The sequence below is a fragment of the Pseudomonas sp. Q12-87 genome (assembly GCF_001269755.1).
GTDB lineage: Bacteria > Pseudomonadota > Gammaproteobacteria > Pseudomonadales > Pseudomonadaceae > Aquipseudomonas > Aquipseudomonas fluorescens_S.
The window spans coordinates 270106-293241 of sequence record NZ_LHVI01000023.1; the positions used below are offsets into that span (position 1 = coordinate 270106).

The following is a 23136-nucleotide window of genomic DNA, read 5'->3' on the forward strand; positions in this document are numbered from 1 at the left end:
GCGCGGGCATGGAGTTTCGACATGCCAGCTCTTTACGTGATGATCCCGGCCGCACTGCTGATCGTGGCCATCGCCGTGTACATTTTTTTCTGGGCCGTGGACAGCGGACAGTACGACGATCTTGACGGTCCGGCCCACAGCATCCTGTTCGACGATCAGGACCCGAACCACAAGGCAGCAGTAGACGAAGCCAGTGGCGAGGCCCGCAAGCCGGACGACAAGGCTCCGCCCCATGCTTGAATTAGCGCCATTGCTGGTCTCTGCGGTGATCCTTGGCCTGCTGGGCGGCGGCCATTGCCTGGGCATGTGCGGTGGCCTGATGGGCGCCCTGACCCTGGCGATTCCCAAGGAGCAGCGCAGCCGGCGCTTTCGGCTGCTGCTGGCCTACAACCTGGGGCGAATCTTGAGCTACGCCACCGCTGGGTTATTGATTGGCCTGGCCGGCTGGGCCGTGGCGAGCAGCCCGGCGGCGATGATCATGCGGGTACTGGCCGGTTTGCTGCTGATTGCCATGGGCTTATACCTGGCGGGTTGGTGGAGCGGCCTGACCCGCATCGAGAGCTTGGGGCGTGGCTTGTGGCGGCACATCCAGCCCGTCGCCAACCGCCTGCTGCCAGTGTCCAGCCTGCCCCGGGCCTTGCTGCTCGGCGCGTTATGGGGTTGGCTGCCGTGCGGGTTGGTCTACAGCACCCTGTTGTGGTCCGCCAGCCAGGGTAACGCGTTGGACAGCGCACTGTTGATGCTCGCCTTTGGCCTCGGCACCTGGCCGGTGCTGCTCGCCACCGGCCTGGCCGCCGAACGCATCACCGCCCTGCTACGCAAACGCAGCGTGCGCATGGCCGGTGGGTTGTTGGTGATTGTGTTCGGGATCTGGACGCTGCCGGGGCCACATCAGCATTGGCTCATGGGGCATTGATCGAGTAGCACCCAATCGCGAGCGAGCTCGCTCCCACAGGAGCACTAGCGTCGAGACCCTGCTCACACTCAGTGCCCGTTGATGCAAATCAACACACCACCACGCCCGCCCCCCTAGACTCGCGCCCATGCCAGCCTATCCGGGGAACGCCCGCATGCTCGACACCATTCGTTGGGACTCTGACCTGATCCGCCGCTACGACCTGACGGGACCGCGCTACACTTCATACCCGACCGCGGCGCAGTTCGCCGGCCAGGTGGGTACGTTCGACCTGCTCCATGCCCTGCGCGATAGTCGCAAGGCCCAGCGACCGCTTTCGCTGTACGTCCATGTGCCGTTCTGCGCAAACATTTGCTACTACTGCGCCTGCAACAAAGTCATCACCAAGGATCGAGGCCGTGCCCACGCCTACCTGCAGCGCCTGGAGCAGGAAATCCAGTTGATCGGCTGTCACCTCGACCCAGCCCAGCGCGTGGAACAGCTGCATTTGGGCGGCGGGACCCCGACGTTCCTCAGCCATGATGAGCTGCGCCAGTTGATGGCCACGCTGCGCAAGCACTTGAACCTGCTGGACGACGATTCTGGAGACTACGGCATCGAGATCGATCCACGGGAGGCCGATTGGTCGACCATGGGGCTGCTGCGGGAGCTGGGCTTCAACCGGGTCAGTATCGGCCTGCAAGACCTCGACCCGGCCGTGCAGCGTGCCGTCAATCGTTTGCAAAGCCTGGATGAAACCCGCGCGGTGATCGAAGCCGCCAGGACCTTGCAGTTCCGTTCGAACATCGACCTGATCTACGGGCTGCCCAAACAAACGCCGGAGAATTTCGCCCACACCGTGGAGGAAGTCATCAACCTGCAACCCGACCGGCTGTCGGTGTTCAACTACGCCCACCTGCCGGAACGCTTCATGCCCCAGCGGCGAATCAACAGCCAGGATTTGCCGAACCCGGAGCAGAAACTGGCGATGCTGCAAGGCACCATCGAACAACTCACCGCTGCCGGTTATCGCTACGTCGGCATGGATCACTTCGCCCTGCCCGATGATGAACTGGCAATTGCCCAGGAAGAAGCCACCCTGCAACGTAACTTCCAGGGCTATACCACCCACGGTCACTGCGACCTGATAGGCCTGGGTGTGTCGGCCATCAGCCAGATCGGTGACCTGTACTGCCAGAACAGCAGCGACCTGAACCAATACCAGAACACCCTCGCCGACGGTCAACTGGCGACCAGCCGCGGGCTGATATGCAATGCCGACGACCGGTTGCGCCGCGCGGTGATCCAGCAATTGATCTGCCATTTCTACCTGGACTTCGCCGAGATCGAGCAACGCTTCAATATTGATTTTCGCGGCTATTTCGCGCCGCTGTGGCCGCAGTTACAGGCGATGGCCCACGATGGCCTGATACACCTCGATGGCGCATACATCAGGGTATTGCCTGCTGGCCGGCTGCTGGTGCGTTCGGTGTGCATGGTCTTTGATGCCTATCTTGACCAGCAAAATCGGCAGCGTTTCTCCCGCGTGATTTGAGCGCGACAATTTGACGAGAAAACCACACTGGCTGCCGTGCCTGCGCTGGGGTACCCTTACGTCTTATGTGTGTTTTCCCACAAGGATTTAAGAAATGTCCGAGCCCGTCAAACAGCGCGCCCACAACCAGGCCCATTGCAAGGATTGCAGCCTAGCGCCCCTCTGCCTGCCACTTTCTTTGAATCTGGAGGACATGGATGCGCTGGACGATATCGTTAAACGGGGCCGGCCCTTGAAGAAAGGCGAATTCCTGTTTCGCCAGGGCGACACTTTCGATTCCGTTTATGCGGTGCGCTCGGGCGCCTTGAAAACCTTCAACCTCAGTGACGGCGGCGAAGAACAGCTCACCGGCTTCCATCTGCCCAGCGAGCTGGTGGGCCTGTCGGGCATGGATACCGAAAGCCATCCGGTCTCGGCCCAAGCGCTGGAAACCACTTCGGTGTGCGAGATTCCTTTTGATCGCCTGGACGAACTGGCCCTGCAACTGCCGCAACTGCGTCGCCAGTTGATGCGCGTCATGAGCCGGGAAATCCGTGACGATCAGCAAATGATGTTGCTGCTCTCGAAAAAAACCGCCGACGAGCGCATCGCCACATTCCTGGTCAACCTCTCGGCACGCTTCCGCGCCCGCGGGTTTTCGGCCAACCAGTTCCGCCTGAGCATGTCCCGCAACGAAATCGGCAACTATCTGGGCCTGGCGGTGGAAACCGTGTCCCGGGTGTTCACCCGTTTCCAACAGAACGAGCTGATCGCCGCCGAGGGCAAGGAAATTCATATTCTCGACCCGATCCAGCTCTGCGCCCTGGCCGGGGGCTCGCTCGACGGCTGATGGACGAGCGCGGCTGAGGGATTCCTCGGGCCGCGCTATACTGCCGCGTTTGCAGCCCTGCCAGGACACCTCGACGATGGTCTTCGATTCCTTCGACATCAAATCCCTGATCCGCCCCGTAATCGACTTTCCCAAACCAGGCGTGATCTTTCGCGACATCACCCCGCTGTTCCAGTCCCCCACTGCCCTGCGGTTGGTGATGGATAGCTTTGCCCACCGCTACGTCGAGGCCGAGTTCACCCACATCGGTGCGATGGACGCACGGGGCTTCCTGATCGGCTCGATCCTGGCCTATCAGTTGAACAAGCCATTGGTGTTGTTTCGCAAGCAAGGCAAACTGCCGGCTGATGTATTGGCCGAGGGCTACCAGACCGAATACGGCGAGGCTTTCCTGGAAGTGCACGCCGATAGCTTGTGCGAAGGCGATTCGGTGGTGATGTTCGATGACCTCATCGCCACCGGCGGCACGCTGATCGCCGCCGCCAACCTGATCCGCCGCATGGGCGCCAAAGTCCACGAAGCCGCAGCGATCATCGACCTGCCGGAACTGCTCGGCTCCCAGCGTCTGGAAGACATGGGCATCCCGACGTTCTGCCTGACACAGTTTTCGCTTAGCGAAAAATAAAGTTCACGATAAACCTAATGTGGGAGCGGGCTTGCTCGCGAATGCGGGGTGTCAGCCAACATAAGTGCTGACTGATACACCGCATTCGCGAGCAAGCCCACTCCCACAGGTTTTGTATGGCCGTTACAACGCGATCGGTTTGCGCCCGGCAAACGAATGCGCCAGCGTCCCGCCGTCCACCAGTTCCAGCTCCCCCCCCAACGGCACGCCATGGGCGATGCGCGAAGCGACCAAACCTTTGTTGCTCAGCAATTGAGCGATGTAATGGGCGGTGGCTTCGCCCTCGACCGTCGGGTTGGTGGCGAGGATGACTTCGGTGAACGTGCCCGCCTCTTCGATCCGCGCGATCAACTGGGGAATGCCAATCGCTTCCGGCCCCAGACCGTCGAGGGGCGACAAATGGCCCTTGAGCACGAAATAGCGACCCCGAAAACCGGTCTGCTCCACCGCATACACATCCATCGGTCCTTCCACGACGCAGAGCAGGCTGTCATCGCGCCGCGGATCGGCGCATTGCGGGCAGAGGTCGTCTTCGGTGAGGGTCCGGCACAAGCGGCAATGGCCTACACCTTCCATGGCCTGGCTCAGGGCCTGGGCCAGGCGCGAGCCGCCGCTGCGGTCACGCTCGAGCAGCTGCAACGCCATGCGCTGGGCAGTTTTCTGACCCACACCCGGCAGCGTTCGCAGGGCATCGATCAGTTGGCGAATCAAAGGGCTGAAGCTCATTGAGGAAATGTCCGACATGACAACAAGACGCGGTTTATACCCGCGCCTCCGATTAGCGTCAAATACTCAATCCTGCGCGACCCGTACCACCAACTTGCCGAAGTTGCGCCCTTCCAGCAGGCCGATAAAGGCCTGGGGCGCGTTCTCAAGTCCATCGACCACGTCCTCGCGGAACTTGACCTTGCCATCGCGCACCCACGGCGCCATGGCGCTGATGAACTCCGGCTGGCGATCACCGTAGTCGTCAAACACGATAAATCCCTGGATACGCACGCGTTTGGTCAGCAATGTCCGCTGCAGTTGCGGCAAACGATCCGGGCCGCTGGGGGCCTGATGCTCGTTGTAGGAAGCGATCAAGCCACAGAGCGGGATGCGCGCCTTGGCGTTAAGCAGCGGTACCACCGCGTCGAAGACCTTGCCACCGACGTTTTCGTAGTAAATATCGATGCCTTTGCCACAGGCCCGGGCCAACTCCTCGGCAAAGTTTTCACTCTTGTGATCGACGCAGGCGTCGAACCCCAACTCGTCCACCACGTATTGGCATTTTTCGCTGCCGCCGGCCACGCCGACGACCCGCAAGCCTTTGATCTTCGCCACTTGGCCGACCACCGAGCCCACGGCGCCCGAGGCTGCCGCGACCACCAGGGTTTCCCCGGCCTTGGGTTGACCGATGTCCATCAGGCCCATGTAGGCGGTCATGCCAGGCATGCCCAGCACACCCAGGGCCATCGACGGGCTGGGCAAGCCGGATGGGATGGGAATGACGTTACGGCCGTCACTGATGCTGTGGCTTTGCCAACCTGTGGCGCCCACCACCAGATCGCCCTCCTGGAATTTCGGGTGCATCGATCGCTCCACCCGGCTGACGGCGCCACCTGTCATCACCTCGTCGATTTGCACCGGCGCGGCGTAGGACGGCGCATCGCTCATCCGCCCGCGCATATACGGGTCCAAGGACAGGAACAGGGTCTTGAGCAGGATCTGGCCTTGTGCCAAGTCCGGCAGTGTCACGTGTTCCAGGCGGAAATTGTCCGGCGTCGGTGCTCCCTGGGGGCGGGAGGCCAGGACGATGCGCTGGTTGGAGGTCAATGCTTGTGACATGGGAAGCGTCTCCTTGATCTGAGTGGCACGTATAAGGGAGCAGACCATTGCCGAAGGGGCGGCGTTCGATGTTTGTTCAGTTGGACGGCGGCGCTTGCTCGCGATGGCGATCTCACCGCCAACGCAGTTCTGAAGCAGAAACAAAAATGCCAGGCGCGATGCCTGGCATTGTGTGTAGCCCATCCCGACCGGGATGGCGAATCAGAACGGCAGCTTCATGCCCGGCGGCAGTTGCATGCCAGCGGTCATGCCGGACATCTTGTCCTGGCTGTTGGCTTCGATCTTGCGCACCGCATCGTTGACGGCGGCAGCGAACAGGGCTTCGAGCATTTCCTTATCGTCTTCGCTCAGACCTTCGACCACGCTTGGGTCGATGCTGACGCGCTTGATGTCGTGGCGACCGGTCATGACCACGGTCACCATGTCGCCGCCGGACTTGCCGGTGACTTCGGCGTTGGCCAGCTCTTCCTGCATCTTGGCCATTTTTTCCTGCATCTGCTGCGCCTGCTTCATCAGGCCGGCCATGCCACCTTTCATCATGGGAATCACCTCGAAAGTACTTGGATAAACAACGCGCCCGGCCCGTTCGGCCCGGCGCTTTCAGTTATGAGCCCTGGATGACCGGGGCCTCGACAGGTTCGATAGTATCGTGACGGACCACGGCGCCGAACTGTTGCATCATCTGCTGGATGAACGGATCGCTGTGGATCGACTCCTCGGCTTCGCGCTGACGGTCGGCACGACGACGGGACGCGGCCTGGGCCGGGGTCTCCTGCTCCGGCTTGATCAGCTCGATGCTCAGCGTCAGGGTGCGCTGGTGGTACTGGTTCAGCGCGTCGTTGAGGCGCCGTTGCTGGGTCGCGTTGAACAGGGCGCTGTGGGCCGGATCCAGGTGCAGCAGCCAGTGGTCGCCCTCCACGGAAATCAGCGTACAGTTGGCGGCGATGCTGCCGGTCATGCCGGTAATCGGCAGTTTCGGGAACAGCTCCAGCCATTGCAGGGCCAGACCGGTGGCCGGCATTGCCGCAGGTTCCGGCTCGGGCTCCGGGGCCGGCTCGGCGGCGTGCTCGCTGGCCAGCTCATCCAGATAACTGTAGGCCGAATCCATGTCCGGTTCGATGTAATCCTCATCCAGCGGCGGCTCATCGTCCGGGTCGATGCCCGACGTGGCGACATCCACATCCGCTACCGTCGGCTCAGGCACCGGGGCGGCGACCCATTCCGGCGCATCGGGCACCACGCTGTCGGGCGTCGGCAGGGGCATCGGCGGCAACTCGGGCTGCTCGGCGACGGTCTCAAGCACCGGTTCCACCGCAGGCTGCTGGACGATTTCAGGCTCGACCGGGTCGTTCCAGGGCAGGTCTATAACGGCTTCGGCCACAGGCGCGGGCGTGGGCTCGGCGATCATTTCCGGTTCCGGTTCAGGCACCGCAACAGCAGGCGCCGGCGCCGGCGCCGGCTGCACCATAGGCGCCTGCGCTGTCGGAGGCGAAGCCACTGCCGGCGCAACGTTGGGCGCGGCAGCCACTGGCTTGGCGGAATCAGCTGTGGCCTGGCTGATCCCCACTGGCTTTAGCGGCTGCCTCGGGGCGTCCGCCGTGTCGGCAGGCCGGAAGGCCAGCATTCGCAGCAGTACCATTTCGAAGCCACCGCGTGGATCCGGCGCCAGGGGCAGGTCGCGACGACCGATCAGGCCCATCTGGTAATAGAACTGCACGTCTTCGGCGGGCAATGCCTGGGCCAGCGCCAATACGCGATCGCGGTCGCCATGGCCGTTGTCGACGCCTTCAGGCAAAGCCTGGGCGATGGCGACACGGTGCAACACGTTGAGAATTTCCGAGAGCACGCCATTCCAGTCCGGCCCCTGCTCGGCCAAATGACGCACCGCCTCGAGCAACGCCTTCGCATCGCCTTCGATCAGTGCATGCAGCACGTCGTAGACCTGGCCGTGATCGAGGGTGCCGAGCATCGCCCGCACATCGGCGGCCATGACCTTGCCCTCACCAAAGGCGATGGCCTGGTCGGTCAGGCTCATGGCATCGCGCATCGAACCGTCGGCGGCGCGGCCCAGCAGCCACAGCGCGTCGTCTTCGAAAGGCACGTTTTCGACGCCCAGCACGTGGGTCAGATGCTCAACGACCCGTTCCGGGGTCATGTTCTTCAAGGAGAACTGCAGGCATCGCGACAGAATCGTTGCGGGAAGTTTCTGCGGATCGGTGGTCGCCAGGATGAACTTGACGTAGGGCGGCGGTTCTTCGAGGGTCTTGAGCAGCGCATTGAAGGAATGGCTGGAAAGCATGTGCACTTCGTCGATCAGGTAGACCTTGAAGCGCCCACGGCTTGGCGCGTACTGCACGTTGTCGAGCAGTTCGCGGGTGTCTTCGACCTTGGTGCGGCTGGCGGCGTCGATCTCGATCAGGTCGACGAAACGGCCTTCGTCGATTTCCCGACAGACCGAACACTCGCCGCAAGGCGTCGAGGTAATGCCGGTTTCACAGTTCAGGCACTTGGCGATGATCCGCGCGATGGTGGTCTTGCCCACACCCCGGGTGCCGGTGAACAGGTAGGCGTGGTGCAGCCGCTGGCTGTCCAAGGCATTGATCAGAGCCTTGAGCACATGGGTCTGGCCGACCATTTCGCGGAACGAGCGCGGACGCCATTTACGTGCAAGAACCTGATAACTCATCGAAAACCGTCGCAACGAAGGAACATAAGCGGCTAATGCTAGCGGAGCAGGGGCGAAATTGCATCCGGTGTACTCGTCTAATCTGACTAAGCTTGGATCTGGGGCACGGTTGTCGACTTGGTTTTGCACAGTCAGGAGAGTGTATGCGCTCAGCCATGGGGGCTTTGCTGTTGGTGAGTACCGGTTGCTTCGCTGAACAACTACCGTTGCGTTTCGCTATCACCGACGGCTGGGCCATGCCCATGGTGCAGATCGAACGAGGCCGTCCGACCCAGGGCATCATTCCCGACATCATGACCAGCCTGGCAACCCAGGTCGGCATGTCGGCGCAATTTCACGTGCTGTCCCGCGCCCGTCTGGATGGCGCCATGAAACACGGCGAAGTCGACCTGCGCTGCTATGTCAGTCCCGATTGGGTCGACGACAAAAGCGGTGACTACCTCTGGAGTGTCCCGCTGTTCTTCCAGCGCGACCTCCTGGTCGGCATGCCAGGCACCCCCGGCCCGGTGGTACCGGCGGGTCTGGCGCAACAGGCCATCGGCACCGTGCTCGGCTACACCTACCCGACCTTGCAGCCGCTGTTCGACAGCCGCAATCTGCGCCGTGATGACGCGCGCAGCCAGGACCAGGTATTGGAGAAACTGCTGGCCGGCCGCTACCGCTATGGCGTGACCAATCAATGGGCCCTGGACTGGTTCAATCAACGGCACACCGCTGACCGGCAATTGCAAATCGTGGCGGTCCTGCAGGAACGGCAATTGAGTTGCTACCTGCGTGACAACCCGGCAATCCCGACGCAACGCATTTTGCGCACCTTGCTGAAGATGAAAACCTCAGGGGAAATCGATGCGATCATCCAGCTCTACACCGGCCGCAGCGAATCGACAGGCGCCCAATCTGGTTCACCTTGAATCCCTGATCGCCGCTGCCACTGCGCTGGGGCAATAAAGCCTTTTACCCAGCCTGGCACCTGCTCGGGCGGCATGGGCCGGGCGATGAAGTAGCCTTGCGCCACCTCGCAGCCCAGGCGCAGCAACAGTTGCCCATGCTCAAGGCTGTCCAGTCCCTCGGCCACGACCTGACGGCCAAACGCCCGGGCCAGGCCGATCACGGCCTCGGTCAACGCCAGGTCGTCCTGGTCATTGAGAATGTCGCGCACAAAAGTCTTGTCGATCTTGATGGTCTGCGTGCGCAAGTGCTTGAGGTCGTTCAGCGAACAATAGCCGGTGCCGAAGCCCCCGAGGGAAAAGCCCACCCCCAGGGCCTGGCACGCCTGGAGACAAGCGCTGACATGTTGAAGGTTTTCCACGGCGACGGATTCGACGATTTGCAGGTCCAGCATGCGCGGCGACACCGCCGGATGCCGCTCTAGCACCTGTCGCAATCGCTCGACGAAATCGGCGCGCTGGAAATGCCGGACTGAAATATTAATGCTCACGGGCCAGCCCTGCCCCGCTTTCTGCCAAGACTGCAGTTGGGTCAGAACCTGTTCCATGACCCACTCGCCGATCTCGACGATCAGGTCGGTTTCCTCGACCAGCGGCAGAAATTCCCGTGGCGGCACCAGCCCGCGCTGCGGATGCTTCCAACGCAGCAGCGCCTCGAGGCCAACCACCACGCCACTGCGCATATTGACCTTGGGCTGGAAATGCAAGCGCAGTTCATTACCGGTCAGTGCCTGCCGGACCCGTTCGACGGTCTGGTAGGTGGCCCGCACCTCCTTGTCCCGGGACACATCGAACAAATGGAAACGGTTGCGGCCACTCTGCTTGGCCACATACATCGCCTGATCGGCATGGCGCAACAAGGTCTCGGCATCGTCGTTATCCCAAGGGAACAACGTGACGCCGATGCTGGCGAAGACCTTGATCCCCTTGCCGTCGATGGCATACGGCATCGAAACGGCGATCAATACCCGGTTCAACGCGGCGTGCAATTCATCCATCCCATGGACGTGGCGCAGCACCAGTACGAACTCGTCCCCCGCCAGTCTCGCGACCACATCCTCGCCGCGCACAATGCTGCGCAAGCGCCTGGCAACTTCCACCAGCAGCCGGTCGCCGCTGGCATGGCCGTAGCTGTCATTGACGGCTTTGAAACCGTCCAGGTCGAGCATGCACACCGCCAGGGGAAGATTCTCTACGCGCGAAAACTCCAGCGCCTGGTCCAACAGATCGGAAAGATAGGTGCGATTGGGCAAGCCAGTCAGCACGTCGTGGCCGACGCGCCATTGCAAGGAGTCCAGCAGCCGGCGTTTCTCGCTGACATCGAAGCGAATCGCCAGGTAGCGCTCGACTTGCCCGGTCACATCGTCGATCACCGGAATCAGGGTCGTGTCGACCCAATGCAACGAACCGTCCCTGGCGCGGTTGCAGATTTCCCCCTTCCATACCTGCCCCATTGCAATGGTTCGCCACATGGCACTGAAAAACTCGCCCGGGTGCTGTCCGGAATTGAGCAGGCGATGGTTTGCCCCCAGCAATTCATCGCGCCGGTAGCCGAAAAGGTTACAGAACTGGTCATTGACGTGGGTGATGCGCCCGCTCGAATCGGTTTCGGAAAAAATCGCGGCGGCGTCAACGGCTCTGCGGTACTTCTTATCCATCGAAGCAGTCATCCATGAGTCAGGCTCATTTGTCGCGCGCGGTTGCCGCCTTCAAAAAGGCGAAGATCAACTAGGCTCAAACACTTTGAGAAACTGGAGCGCGGGCCTTGATGGCGTTTCCCGAGGGTTCGAGGCCATGCCCATGGTCGCGGCAAAAACGCAAGACCTGGTCTCCTCACACATCCTGGCACCTGTAACAGGTCACCGAATGCCCGTGCTAAAGGCCGATTCTACGAAACACATCACACTTTGCAAAGCAAGGTGATGGAATACGTGGTTGCCTAATGCGAAAATCTATCGTTAAGTTCTTGATTCTAAATGGGAATTGAGCGATGCGAATTTCAAGTTTGGGTCCGGCCATCAGACGCTACCGCAAAGTAGCGGGGCTTACTCAGGCTGAACTTGGCGAAAAAACCGGTTTTGACCCCAAAACCATCAGCCGTTTCGAAACCGGCACCTACACCCCCAGCGTCGAGGCGTTGTATCTGCTTGCCAACGTGCTGGATGTGCAGCTTAAAGTCTTTTTTGCCGACATGGACGACGAAGATGAACAGCGAGCGTACCTGTTCGGTGTCATTCACAGAGCCACCCCCAAGGATCTGGGAAAGCTGATCGCAGCGGTTGACCAGGCCTTGTCCAAGCCTTGATGTAGCCATGAAAAAGAGAAGCCAGTATACCTTCCGACCCTGCTGCTTCTGTTCGACGGCGGGTACTTGCGGCGTGACAACGCGCTCAGCCTGGAACACGTACTAGTCAAACTGCTGGCGAACATGTTGATGCAACATGTCATCGATGGCATGGAAACCGCCAGGGCAGGTTCTGTCTTCGGGAAAATTCCAAAGCTTGCCTTACGGCAGCGTTGCGCGGGATACGAGTGCCCGCCGACCGCCGGGATGGGGTCATGAGCAGAGCTTGGTAGACGATGCACACCGGCCAATTGAGAGGAATCAATAACCGGCTCAAGCACAATAAGCGCACGCCCGTGGCTAACGAACAGTGAGTTCCTTTTATATAAAGCGACTCTCCCTGCAAATCGCGAAGAACTTAAAACCACCGCTCGTCCGGACTGTCAGTTCTGACAGTAGACAGCAAATATGGCAAAAAAAATACTCACAGGGCAAGAAACCGCTAACTTCTTGCAGCGCCGCACCAACTCAGGCCATGTTTACTGGACAATCAAATGAAAACCAAATCAGTGACCGCATCAAATAAAACGCCCATGACCATCAGATCTTCTAAGGCGCTTTTATTGTCAAAGAGCTTGTATACCCGGACTGGCCTTACAAATCCAGAATGGAGACTGGTTGAAACCTGGCAAGTCGAGCCGTTTCTTTTCCCTACAACAACAGATATACGCCCTAACCATTATGGCTTAATAGTCGCCTACATCCCTGACTCAATCACTCTGAAAATGAGTGACCCAGAAACAGGGGCCATATTCGAAATAAAAAAATTTGGAGACCACGTTACTTATACATCAATGAACTCACAGGGGTCGGTCGCGACAGGCTTTGAGTGGGGCATCCTCGTATCCGTGGATCTTATCGTTGGCGGGCAAAGCCAGTCATCTCATAACAACAAAAACCAGTTTCATGAAGAAAATGACATCCAACACCTTATAGCAGTTGGCGAGGAACAAGGTTCCATTTTCAGCAATGCAAAAGAATCCGTCATCATTCCGAACACGACATATTTTTCATTTACAACAAATACCAGCTTGTATTTCTCCGCAGGCGAAAACCAAGCTAGCTCCATCCATCAAGTGATTAATGAGAAATTAGTAAAAGTAGAGAGCCGCATCCTCCGGGGCTATGCATCTACGGGAGGAAGATATGCCCTTACCGATAACGAGGACACGCTTTACCCTGACGGAATATCAATCTTGAATATAGATGATGGATTTTCGGAGAGTGTAGCTAAAATAGAATTCAACCATAACACCACCGACGGAACCGTTAAAATATCGGTACTGTCGAAAACAGTTAGAGTTTGTGAACTAAGAGAATCGATGATTGTATTTGCACTATAACTTCGGGAGTGAAACACCTCACCCAAGCACGGGCGTTTTCACCAGCAATAACCTGCGCTATCCCAGAAAATTTCAAAGCGAAAAGGATCATCCCGCTTCAGACTGACCGAAAGGCATCTCATAGACCTTACGAACGAAGGCCTGGGTGTTATGGAGGCAACCCCACCAGCCACACCCCGGCACACAATGTTCCCGCTGTGGCTGCTTCCTTCCGGATCTGACCAGGTTCACGGGTAATCGTTGCGGGGGGACCGATGGGGTCACCATAACGACGCCCGCCTGACGGCGAGCCGGGCCATTGTACCTATCTGACGAGAAGTTACAAGCGTTCGCGGCGGATAAAAAAACTGAAGATGTTCAAGTACTTGCTGTGAGCGCATCGCTTGCTAGCGATGACGTTGGCACATTCGACATGAATGCAAGCTGGCTCAGCGTTATCGCGAGCAGGCTCCCACAGGGGATCTGTAGTGATGCAAATCCCGAGGCCATCCAAAAACAACTGTGGGAGACTCTATGGTGCATGCATAGCCCTTAAATGCCTTTCGGCAGATATTCGCAACGGCTCGTTTGCACAGCTTTGCTTGAGGCTGACACGAGCCTGAACCAAGGCGCCCCGCGCCGAAGAAGACTTATAAGCCGGCGCGGTTCAGGAGTGCAGGTCATGCCCTTCGTTTTCAAGTAGCGGGCCAGCAGTCGAGCATCCAGCGCATCAGTTTTGGCCCGTACGTTCACGCCCTTGCGGTAATGGCTGAGCTCATAACCACCGACCATATGGATCACACAGCCGCCCCGCATGAACCAGATCGGTGAACTTCTGGTGATAGATGTTGCTGGCTTCGATGGCCACTCCCACTGGCGCGAACAAGGCCTTGAGCCATTTCTTGACCGCCGATTTGTTGTTGGGAATCGTCTCAAGCCGATCTCCCTTGGATGAACGGAGGAGGAGTGAAATCTCCCACGGCCTGTACTGCGCTAACAGTCAGAAGCAGACTTTGTCCCTTCTCCTCCCTTCAAGTCCTACCTTACAAGCGGGCTTGCTCACGAAAGCGCCGGCACACGCAACATGAACGCCTACACCCTACACTTTTAACTAACCCCGAATCATTGTCGACGTTAGATCCTAGCAGCAAGAGCGGCGAAAATTAATCTTTCGGCGACAGGATTGAACACTCAGAGGTCGTTATGCTTGAACAGCAATTAATCACGACGAAGTATTACAAACTACTACTGGGCAGAATGGTCCATACTCGCCATTAAGCGCCTGGGCCCGAACTTGAACATTGAAGTACACCGGCCTGGAGCCACCACTGACGCCTATTTCATGGCGGTACCAACCACGATGGTCCGGCCGGACTGTGGTGGCGGGGACAAACTGCCCCTGCCCAGTAGACACGGCGGTCACTCTGAACGTATGAGCGGCAATCTGGTCGGGGCGGACGTTATCCGATATTTGCCAGGCCAATATAATTGTGTAAGTGCTTTGTCCTGCCTGGGAAAGCCTCCGGGGCACATTGGGAATGGTCGTCGCCTTATCCATCTGATCGTGTTTCATAAAATTCTCCATAATAAATATAGCCATCATCCATGGCGGCCTTAGAGTAAAGGAAAGCTAGAATATAAAACCACCGTCAAAACAAATGGCATCACTTTAACTTCGTCCAGCCTCTTATCGAGCGTCGACTCTTTATCTGGCGAGCAAAACTTCCTGCTTGAGCAAACTACAACAGCACCCCATCCGCCCGACCACCCTCCTCCTGGATCACCAGATGGATGAAGTGCAGCTTGGTAATCACCGCGGCCGGTACGACGAATGGGTAGAAATCCGGTTGACCCATGCTGCGAGACAGTTCGTTGAGCATGCCGGCCAATTCGATCCAGGCGTTAACGAACGAGAGGAAGGCCGCACCGCCAGCGTGCCCGGAATCGTATAGGGTTTCGGGCGGGAACGGCTGGTAGTCGAAGTCCATTTCGCGGGCGCTCATGCCGAATCCCAGCGCGGTGTCCACTGCGTCCATCATGTGCAGGTAATGCGCCCAGGTTTCCGCCCAATCTTCCCAGGGATGCATAGTGGCGTAGGCGCTGACGTAACGGGTTTGCCAGTCCAGCGGCGCGCCTTGCTGGTAGTGGCGCTCCAAGGCTTCGGCATAGCTGGCGCGCTCGTCACCAAACAGCTCGCGAAAGGCCTCGAGCCAGTGGCTGTTGGCAATCAACCGATCCCAATAATAGTGACCCACTTCATGACGAAAATGCCCAAGCAACGTGCGATATGGCTCGCGCATCTGCTGGCGCACGTGCTCGCGATGAGCATCATCCGCCTCCTTGATATCGAGGGTGATCAGGCCGCTGGCATGGCCGGTCGTCGGCGGCGTGCCGTCAGGGTCAACGCCAATGAAATCGAAGGCCAGGCCGGTGTTTTCATCGACGGTTTTCGGAATGACCGGCAAACCGAGAGTGATCAGTTGCGCCACCATCCGGCGCTTGGCGGTTTCCACCTTGCGCCAACGCTCAGGGTTCTCCGGGATCGACAGGTCTGGAATGGTCCGATTCAGGCTACAGGCGATACACAAGGTGTCGCGCCCGTTGTCCGGCAGCAGCCAGTTGCATGACGCCGCCGTGTCGAGATTGGCGCAGCGGCGAAACAGCCCGGCTTGCGGGTCGGCGTCCAGGGTCCACGTGTCGGATCGTTCGCCGGGTTGCAAGGACGACAGGCGACTCTGCTCAGGCTGATAGCCCAACGCCGCCAGGCAGGCCAGGCATTGGCTATTGCGGAAAAACAGCGACTGGCCGCAGCGACACGGCCATATCTTGCTGTTGCGTGAGCGGTCGCCCATGAAAGGCGCGGCGATGCGTGAGCTCAGTTGTTCGAAGAAGCGGTACATGGCGGTCTCTCCCTGGAGCCTGCAAGACTAGATCATCGCCACGTCCTGATCGTTCCGCGTCGCGTCAGACGGTTTTTACGACGGCTGCGCCGCCGAGCGGGAGCAAGCTCCCTCGCCACACGACTAAACCGTGATCCCGTGCTGACCCAGGAAACCGACAAACGCTTCCTCATCCAGCACCTTCACCCCCAACTCATTCGCCTTGGCCAACTTCGAGCCCGCGCCTGGCCCAGCCACCACGCAGTGGGTTTTCGCCGACACCGAGCCGGCCACCTTGGCCCCCAGGCTTTCCAGCTTGTCCTTGGCGATGTCGCGGCTCATCAGTTCCAGCGAGCCGGTCAACACCCAGGTATGCCCCGCCTCAGGCAGGCCTTCGACCACTTTTTTCTCGCTCTGCCAGTGCATGCCAAAGTCGCGCAGCTGTTGTTCCGCCGCCTCGGCCTGCTGGCGATTGGCGTCGATGGCGAAGAACTCGCGCACGGCGTTGGCCTGTTTTTCCGGCAATGCCTGGCGCATGTCCAGCCAATCGGCATTCATCACCGCTTCGAGGGAGCCGAACTTGTCCGCCAGTTTCTGCGCCCCACCCGGCCCGACCGACGGGATATGCAGCTTGTCGAGAAAGCCACCCAGCGTGGTGCTGGCAGAAAACTCGGCACCCAACTCGCCTTGGTCCTGGATATCCATGCCATGGCGCAACAGATCCTTGATCACCAGGCGGTTATGCGAATCTTCGAAGAAGCTGTGGATCTCGTGGGCCACTTCCAGGCCAACGTCCGGCAAGTATGTGAGCACCTGGGGCAAGGCCGCCTGCACGCGCTCCAGCGAGCCGAGGGAACGGGCAAGCACCTTGGCGGTCTCCTCGCCCACGTCAGGAATCCCGAGGGCATAGATGAAGCGCGCCAGGCTCGGCTTTTTGCTGTCGTCGATGGCTGCCAGCAGATTCTTGCTCGACAACTCGGCGAACCCTTCCAGGTCGACCACCTGTTCGAAAGTCAGGGCATACAAATCGGCGGGCGAGCCCACCAGGCCTTCATCCACCAATTGCTCGACGCTTTTCTCGCCCAGGCCCTCGATGTCCATCGCCCGGCGCGACACGAAATGAATGATCGCCTGCTTGAGCTGGGCCCCGCAGGCCAAGCGGCCGACGCAGCGGTACACCGCGCCTTCGCTGATGGTTTCGCGGCCCTTGCTGCGCTTGATCAACTGCGTGCGCTCGACGTGGGAGCCGCAGACCGGACATTGCTTGGGAACCTCCACCGGGCGGGCATCGTCCGGGCGGCGCTCGGTGATGACTTGCACCACTTGCGGGATCACATCACCGGCACGCCGGATAATCACGGTATCGCCGATCATCAAGCCAAGCCGCGCCACCTCGTCCATGTTGTGCAACGTCGCGTTGGCCACCGTCACACCGGCGACTTTCACCGGCTTGAGGCGCGCGACCGGCGTCACCGCACCAGTGCGTCCGACCTGGAACTCGACGTCCAGCAACTCGGTGAGCTCCTCGGTGGCCGGGAATTTGTGGGCAATGGCCCAGCGCGGCTCCCGGGCGCGAAAACCGAGTTCGCGCTGGGAGGCGATGCTGTTGACCTTGAACACCACACCGTCGATTTCATAAGGCAACGCGTTGCGCCGCTCGCCGATGTCACGATAGTAGTCCAGGCACTCGTCAATGCCGTGGGCCAGCTTCAGTTCACGGCTGATGGGCATGCCCCAAGCCTTGAGCTGCTTGAGATTGCCAATGTGCGTGTCGGCAATATCCGAGGTCACCTGGCCGATGCCATAGCAGCAGAATTCCAGGGGACGGTTGGCGGTGATGCGCGAGTCCAGCTGGCGCAGGCTGCCCGCCGCGGCGTTGCGCGGGTTGGCGAAGGTCTTGCCCCCCGCCTCCAGCTGCGTGGCGTTGAGGCGCTCGAAGCCGGCCTTGGACATGTACACCTCGCCGCGCACTTCCAACAGCGGCGGCCAGCCGTTGCCCTGCAACTTGAGGGGAATGTTGCGCACGGTGCGCACGTTGACGCTGATGTCTTCGCCGGTAGTGCCGTCACCACGGGTGGCTCCGCGCACCAGCATGCCGTCCTGATACAACAGGCTGACCGCCAAGCCATCGAGCTTGGGTTCGCAACTGTATTCCACCGCCGCACCGCCGCCCAATAGATCCCCCATGGGCAGGTCGAGGCCTTCGGTTACCCGGCGGTCGAATTCGCGCATGGTCGTTTCGTCGAAGGCGTTGCCCAGGCTGAGCATTGGGATTTCGTGACGCACCTGGCTGAACGCCGACAAGGCCACGCTGCCGACCCGCTGAGTCGGCGAATCACTGGTCACCAGATCCGGGTGCTGCTCTTCCAACGCCTTGAGTTCATGGAACAGGCGGTCGTATTCGGCGTCCGGAATGCTTGGCTCGTCGAGGACGTGGTAGCGGTAGTTGTGCTCATCCAACTCGGTGCGTAGCTGTTGGATACGGGTTTCGACGGCGTTCATGGGTGTTCTCTCATAAAGCAAAAGAGCAGCCTAGGCTGCTCGATTTTCTTGATTCATGGGGTGCTTTGCACCCCGGCGGGAGCAAGCTCCCTCGCCACATAAAGCTCTCTGGCCGCGAGAGCCGTGCATCGATCAGCGCTTCTGGGTCAGCGCCCGGCGCTCGAATTCGACGATGCGCTGGCGGTAATGCTCGATAGTCTGGGCAGTCAGCACGCTGCGCTGGTCGTCCTTCAGTTCGCCGTTGAGCTCCTGGGACAGCTTGCGCGCCGCGGCCACCATCACATCAAAAGCCTGCTTGGGATGACGCGGGCCTGGCAGGCCGAGGAAGAAGCTCACCGCCGGCGTGCTGAAATGATCGATGTCGTCCAGGTCGAACACACCAGGCTTCACGGCATTGGCCATGGAAAACAGCACCTCGCCATTGCCGGCCATGCTTTCGTGACGGTGGAAAATGTCCATTTCGCCGAAACGCAGGCCGCTTTCCAGGATGTTCTGCAGCAATGCCGGGCCCTTGAAGCCGGCCGGGTCGCGACAGATCACACTGATCACCAGGACTTCTTCGGCCTGGGCCTGGTCCTTGTCGGCGCTTGGAGCTTTGCTCTCGTCCGGGAAATCATTGTCACGGCTGCTGAAGCTTGGGCCGCCGTCCAGGTCCAGGTTGAGATTGAGGTCACCCTGGGACGGTTCGCTGTTGCGCTTGCCGCGCTTGGAACCCGATTCCCGTGGCTCGCGTGCCGGCGCGCTCATCGACGGCAGGTCGTGCTCGTCCAGCTGTGGTTCCTTGTGGGTGTCCAGCACCCGAGGTGGGCCCAGCAGTTCGGCGTTGCCATCGTCATCCGGCAGGTTCGACAGACTGCGATCAAGGCGAAACTTCAGCTTCCCCTTGCCGCCGCGCATGCGCCGCCAGCCGTCGAAAAGAATACCGGCAATGACAATGATGCCGATGACGATCAGCCACTCGCGCAGACCGATTTCCATGTAATCCCGTGCCTCTATAAAAATGCTGAAAAATAAGGGGCTTAGCTAATTGCAAACCGCTTTAAAACGTGGCGCCAACTCTATGTTCTGAATGGCGTTTTGCCCACGCATACGAAAAATTGACATTAAACTAGCACGACCAAAGATAACTTTACACCGTCTGTCGCATGGGCTTGTGTCCAATCTGTGATTTGAACAACAGGCCCAAGGGTAAAAAAGACCTACAACGTTACAGGTAGATGCCCTACAGCCCGGGTTTCAAGCATCCACCATTGCCATGGCCTCCTCCACATCCACCGCCACCAGCCGCGAACAGCCTGGCTCGTGCATGGTCACGCCCATCAATTGATCAGCCATCTCCATGGCGATCTTGTTGTGGGTGATGTAGATGAACTGCACCGTTTCGGACATTTCCTTCACCAGCCGTGCGTAACGGCCTACGTTGGCGTCGTCCAGTGGTGCATCGACTTCGTCGAGCATGCAGAACGGCGCCGGGTTCAATTTGAAAATGGCGAAAACCAAAGCCAGCGCGGTCAGCGCTTTTTCGCCACCGGAGAGCAAATGGATGGTGCTGTTCTTCTTGCCAGGAGGACGCGCCATGATTGTCACCCCTGTATCGAGTAAATCTTCGCCCGTCAGTTCCAAGTAGGCGCTGCCGCCACCGAAAACTTTTGGGAAAAGCGCCTGCAAACCACCGTTGATCTGATCAAAGGTATCCTTGAAGCGGTTACGGGTTTCCTTGTCGATCTTGCGAATAACGTTTTCCAGGGTATCCAGCGCCTCCACCAGATCATCGTTCTGGGCGTCCAGGTAGCGCTTGCGCTCGGACTGCTGCTGGTATTCGTCGATGGCCGCCAGGTTGATTGCCCCCAGGCGCTGGATGCGTTGGGCGATACGTTCCAGCTCTTCCTCGGCGTCCTTCTCGTTCGCCCCGGCAACGAGGGTGGCGAGGACGCCGTTCAGGTCGTAGCCGTCCTCCAGCAACTGGTCCTGCAACGCCTTGCGGCGCACGGTCAGGGCTTGCCACTCCATGCGCTGCTGTTCCATCTGGCCGCGGATCAATTGGGACTGTTGCTCGGCCTGGCTGCGGCGCTTCTCGGCGTCGCGCAGTTCGCGGTCGGCGTCCTCCAGGGCAATCTGTGCGGTCTTGAGTTCTTCATCGACACTCATGCGCTTGTCGAGCAGCTCTTCGAGCTTGAGGCGCAGCTCCTCCAGCGGTGCTTCGCCTTCCTCCAGATTGAGGCTCAACTGCTCGCGTTTTTCGGTCAGGCGTTCGGACTGCATTTCCAGTCGTTCCAATGCCTGACGCGTGGAATCGTACTGGGCCCGCAGCGAGCCCAGGCGCACCGCCAACTGATGGGCATGGTCCTTATGCTGGCGGGCTTCCTGGCGCACTCGGTCCAGGCGCTCGCGCAGGCTGTCGCGCTGGGCCAGCAACAGCTCGCGCTGCTCGGTGTCCAGCGCCATGGCATCGAGCGCGTCCTGCAATTGCAGGCGCGCCTCGCCAATCTGTTCATGCTCAAGCGCACGCTGCTCGCCAAGCTCGGCGATTTCTTCTTCGAGGCGGGTGCGACGCAGGGCCAGTTGTTCGACCTTGGCCTTGCCGGCCGACAACTGCGCCTTGAGCTCGCCTTGCTGGCGCGCTTCGTCCTGCAACAGCCGCCGCAGGTGTTCACGGCCGTTCTCTTGTTGACGCTGTTGCGCCCGCAGGTTTTGCAATTCGGTTTCCAAGGCTTCGACGCTGGCTTCACGTTCTTCGCGCTCGGCGCCCAGGCGCTGGATTTCCTGGCCCCGGGCGAGCATGCCGCTCTCGGCTTCGCTGGCCCGGCGCACCCGCAGGAAATGCCGGCCCACCCAGTAGCCGTCACGGCTGATCAGGCTTTCGCCCGCAGCCAATTGCCCGCGCAGGGCCAAGGCTTGCTCAAGACTCTCCACCGGCTTGACCTGTCCCAGCCAGGGCGACAGGTCGACTTGGGCCTCGACCTTGTCCAGCAGGCTGCTGGGCATGCGCACGCCATCGCCAGCCGGGCTGAGCAAGCGCAGGTCACCCTGGGTAAAACTTGAAAGATCGAAGCCGCCGAAATCATCAACCAGCACCGCTTGCAGATCCGCACCCAGTACGGTTTCCACCGCCAGCTCCCAGCCCGGATCGACTTTCAGCCCTTCGGCCAAGCGTGGGCGTTCGGCCAGGTGCTGGTCCCGCAGCCATTCGGCGGTGCCGGTGCCCGGGTCCAGCGCGGCCTGTTGCAAGGCTTCCAGCGAGGCCAGGCGACCGTTGAGCCGCTGCAGTTCACCTTGGGCCTGCTGCTGATTCTGCAGGGCCAGTTGCAAAGCCTGGCGCAGTTGCTCGAGCCGTTCGACCTGGGCGTCTTCGCTGGCCTGCAAGTCTTCGAGGGTGGCTTCGCTGGCCGCCAACTGCTCGCTCAGCTCGAGAATCGCCGCGTCTTCCGGGTCCGCCGCGAGCAAGGCGCGCTCTTCGGACAGGCGACGCTGGCGATCGGCCAAGCGCTCCATACTGGTTTCCAACTGCTGGATGCGCGACTGCTGCACCTCGGCCTGGCGCCGTGGCTCGGCCGAGGTCAGGTTGAAACTGTCCCACTGCTCTTGCCAGCCGTGCATGGTCAGCTCGGCTTCTTCCAGGGCAGCGGCCGCCTCCTCGGCGGCGGCGCTGGTGATTTCCTGCTCCGGCGTAAGCCTGTCCAGCTCTTCGCCGAGGGTCAGCAGCAATGTGCGGTCGTGGCCCAGGTGGGATTCGGTTTCCAGGCGCGCCCGTTCGGCTTCCTTCAAGTCGTCCTGCAACTGCCGCAGCCGCTGCTGGCCGTGTTGGATACTCTGTTCGACCCGGGCGATGTCGCCACCCACCGAATAGAAGCGCCCCTGCACCAGATTGAAGCGCTCGGACAGGTCGTGGTGGCCGTCGCGCAGGCGCTCGATGGCCGCATCGGCGTTGCGTTGCTCGGCCACCAGGGCCTCGAAACTGACCTCCTGGTTGCCAATGATCGCCTCGCGCTGGCCGACCTGCTCATCCAACGCCTGCCAGCGCAGGGCCGAAAGCTGGGCCTTGAGCTGGCGCTCCTCGCCTTTGTATTCCTGGTATTTCTTGGCGGCCTCGGCCTGACGGTGCAAGCGTTCGAGCTGACGCTCGAGCTCTTCACGCAGGTCGGTCAGGCGAGCGAGGTTTTCATGGGTGCGACGGATACGGTTTTCGGTTTCGCGGCGCCGCTCCTTGTACTTTGAAATGCCGGCGGCTTCTTCGATGAAGTTGCGCAGGTCCTCGGGCTTGGCCTCGATCAGCTTGGAGATCATGCCCTGCTCGATGATCGAATAGCTGCGCGGCCCCAGGCCAGTGCCGAGGAAAATATCGGTGATGTCGCGGCGTCGGCATTTGGTGCCGTTGAGGAAGTAACTGTTCTGGCTGTCGCGGGTCACTTTGCGGCGGATGGAAATTTCCGCATAGGCCGCGTATTCGCCGATCAGGGTGCCGTCGGAGTTATCGAACACCAGCTCGATGCTGGCTTGGCTGACCGGCTTGCGACTGGTGGAGCCGTTGAAGATGACGTCGGTCATCGACTCGCCGCGCAGATTTTTTGCCGAGCTCTCGCCCATCACCCAGCGCACGGCGTCGATGATGTTCGACTTGCCGCAACCGTTGGGCCCGACCACCGCCGCCATGTTACTGGGGAAGTTCACCGTGGTCGGGTCGACGAAAGATTTGAACCCCGCCAGTTTGATGCACTTGAGCCGCAC

17 protein-coding genes, 1 other RNA gene and 1 pseudogene are annotated in these 23136 nt (G+C 60.1%); 8 read left to right on the forward strand and 11 right to left on the reverse strand.

Annotation, left to right across the window (positions count from 1 at the left end; genetic code table 11):
* Nucleotides 1-21: 21 nt before the first annotated feature.
* The 5 genes from ccoS (at nucleotide 22) to AD663_RS17935 (ending at nucleotide 3904) form a co-directional block, all read left to right on the forward strand.
* A complete protein-coding gene (gene ccoS, locus AD663_RS17915) occupies nucleotides 22-240 on the forward strand; it encodes a cbb3-type cytochrome oxidase assembly protein CcoS (protein ID WP_003183505.1) in 219 nt (72 codons plus the stop codon).
* Nucleotides 233-916 carry a sulfite exporter TauE/SafE family protein gene (locus AD663_RS17920; RefSeq protein ID WP_003183506.1) on the forward strand — a complete coding sequence of 228 codons (684 nt, stop codon included), beginning with the start codon at nucleotides 233-235 and terminating at the stop codon, nucleotides 914-916. Before ccoS ends, AD663_RS17920 begins: the two co-directional genes overlap by 8 nt.
* Before the next feature lie 154 nt (nucleotides 917-1070).
* The gene (hemN, locus tag AD663_RS17925) at nucleotides 1071-2450 is read left to right on the forward strand and encodes an oxygen-independent coproporphyrinogen III oxidase (RefSeq protein WP_053214272.1); all 1380 of its coding nucleotides are present in this window, start codon (nucleotides 1071-1073) and stop codon (nucleotides 2448-2450) included.
* A gap of 94 nt (nucleotides 2451-2544) precedes the next feature.
* Nucleotides 2545-3279 (forward strand): fumarate/nitrate reduction transcriptional regulator Fnr, encoded by a 735-nt coding sequence (gene fnr, locus AD663_RS17930; RefSeq protein ID WP_003183508.1) that lies wholly within the window; start codon nucleotides 2545-2547, stop codon nucleotides 3277-3279.
* A gap of 76 nt (nucleotides 3280-3355) precedes the next feature.
* Nucleotides 3356-3904, forward strand: coding sequence for an adenine phosphoribosyltransferase (locus tag AD663_RS17935; RefSeq protein WP_003183509.1), 549 nt, complete (start codon nucleotides 3356-3358; stop codon nucleotides 3902-3904).
* A 123-nt stretch (nucleotides 3905-4027) separates the two neighbouring features.
* Here AD663_RS17935 and recR read toward each other — a convergent pair whose 3' ends face one another.
* The 4 genes from recR to dnaX form a co-directional block, all read right to left on the reverse strand.
* Nucleotides 4028-4630 carry a recombination mediator RecR gene (gene recR, locus AD663_RS17940; protein ID WP_003183510.1) on the reverse strand — a complete coding sequence of 201 codons (603 nt, stop codon included), beginning with the start codon at nucleotides 4628-4630 and terminating at the stop codon, nucleotides 4028-4030.
* A 66-nt stretch (nucleotides 4631-4696) separates the two neighbouring features.
* On the reverse strand, nucleotides 4697-5731 hold the full coding sequence (locus AD663_RS17945; protein ID WP_053214273.1) for an NADP-dependent oxidoreductase: 1035 nt from the start codon (nucleotides 5729-5731) through the stop codon (nucleotides 4697-4699).
* Nucleotides 5732-5932: 201 nt separating this feature from the next.
* Nucleotides 5933-6271 carry a YbaB/EbfC family nucleoid-associated protein gene (locus AD663_RS17950; RefSeq protein ID WP_003183512.1) on the reverse strand — a complete coding sequence of 113 codons (339 nt, stop codon included), beginning with the start codon at nucleotides 6269-6271 and terminating at the stop codon, nucleotides 5933-5935.
* Between the two features lie 64 nt (nucleotides 6272-6335).
* Nucleotides 6336-8417 carry a DNA polymerase III subunit gamma/tau gene (dnaX, locus tag AD663_RS17955; protein WP_003183513.1) on the reverse strand — a complete coding sequence of 694 codons (2082 nt, stop codon included), beginning with the start codon at nucleotides 8415-8417 and terminating at the stop codon, nucleotides 6336-6338.
* Between the two features lie 143 nt (nucleotides 8418-8560).
* Between dnaX and AD663_RS17960 the strand changes: the two genes are divergently transcribed.
* Nucleotides 8561-9328, forward strand: coding sequence for an ABC transporter substrate-binding protein (locus AD663_RS17960; protein ID WP_003183514.1), 768 nt, complete (start codon nucleotides 8561-8563; stop codon nucleotides 9326-9328).
* On the opposite strand, the gene AD663_RS17965 is transcribed toward AD663_RS17960, so the two are convergent.
* On the reverse strand, nucleotides 9280-11022 hold the full coding sequence (locus tag AD663_RS17965) for a bifunctional diguanylate cyclase/phosphodiesterase (protein WP_003183515.1): 1743 nt from the start codon (nucleotides 11020-11022) through the stop codon (nucleotides 9280-9282). The genes AD663_RS17960 and AD663_RS17965 overlap by 49 nt on opposite strands.
* 332 nt (nucleotides 11023-11354) lie before the next feature.
* Here AD663_RS17965 and AD663_RS17970 point away from each other — a divergent pair, with 332 nt between their 5' ends.
* Nucleotides 11355-11669 carry a helix-turn-helix domain-containing protein gene (locus AD663_RS17970; RefSeq protein ID WP_003183516.1) on the forward strand — a complete coding sequence of 105 codons (315 nt, stop codon included), beginning with the start codon at nucleotides 11355-11357 and terminating at the stop codon, nucleotides 11667-11669.
* Nucleotides 11670-12202: 533 nt separating this feature from the next.
* A complete protein-coding gene (locus tag AD663_RS28945) occupies nucleotides 12203-13051 on the forward strand; it encodes a hypothetical protein (protein WP_152632792.1) in 849 nt (282 codons plus the stop codon).
* A 160-nt stretch (nucleotides 13052-13211) separates the two neighbouring features.
* Here the strand turns inward: AD663_RS28945 and ffs are convergent.
* From ffs to smc, 6 genes and pseudogenes are all read right to left on the reverse strand, one after another.
* Nucleotides 13212-13308, reverse strand: an RNA gene (gene ffs, locus AD663_RS28510) — signal recognition particle sRNA small type.
* Between the two features lie 299 nt (nucleotides 13309-13607).
* A pseudogene (locus AD663_RS29650) lies at nucleotides 13608-14003 on the reverse strand (transposase); the annotation flags it as partial.
* Between the two features lie 766 nt (nucleotides 14004-14769).
* Nucleotides 14770-15930: a putative zinc-binding metallopeptidase gene (locus AD663_RS17985; RefSeq protein WP_053214274.1), complete on the reverse strand. Its 1161-nt coding sequence runs from the start codon at nucleotides 15928-15930 to the stop codon at nucleotides 14770-14772.
* A gap of 123 nt (nucleotides 15931-16053) precedes the next feature.
* Nucleotides 16054-18411, reverse strand: a complete 2358-nt coding sequence (ligA, locus tag AD663_RS17990) for an NAD-dependent DNA ligase LigA (protein ID WP_003183519.1) — start codon at nucleotides 18409-18411, stop codon at nucleotides 16054-16056.
* 132 nt (nucleotides 18412-18543) lie between these two features.
* A complete protein-coding gene (gene zipA, locus AD663_RS17995) occupies nucleotides 18544-19389 on the reverse strand; it encodes a cell division protein ZipA (protein ID WP_053214275.1) in 846 nt (281 codons plus the stop codon).
* Between the two features lie 258 nt (nucleotides 19390-19647).
* Nucleotides 19648-23136, reverse strand: coding sequence for a chromosome segregation protein SMC (gene smc, locus AD663_RS18000; protein WP_003183522.1), 3489 nt, complete (start codon nucleotides 23134-23136; stop codon nucleotides 19648-19650).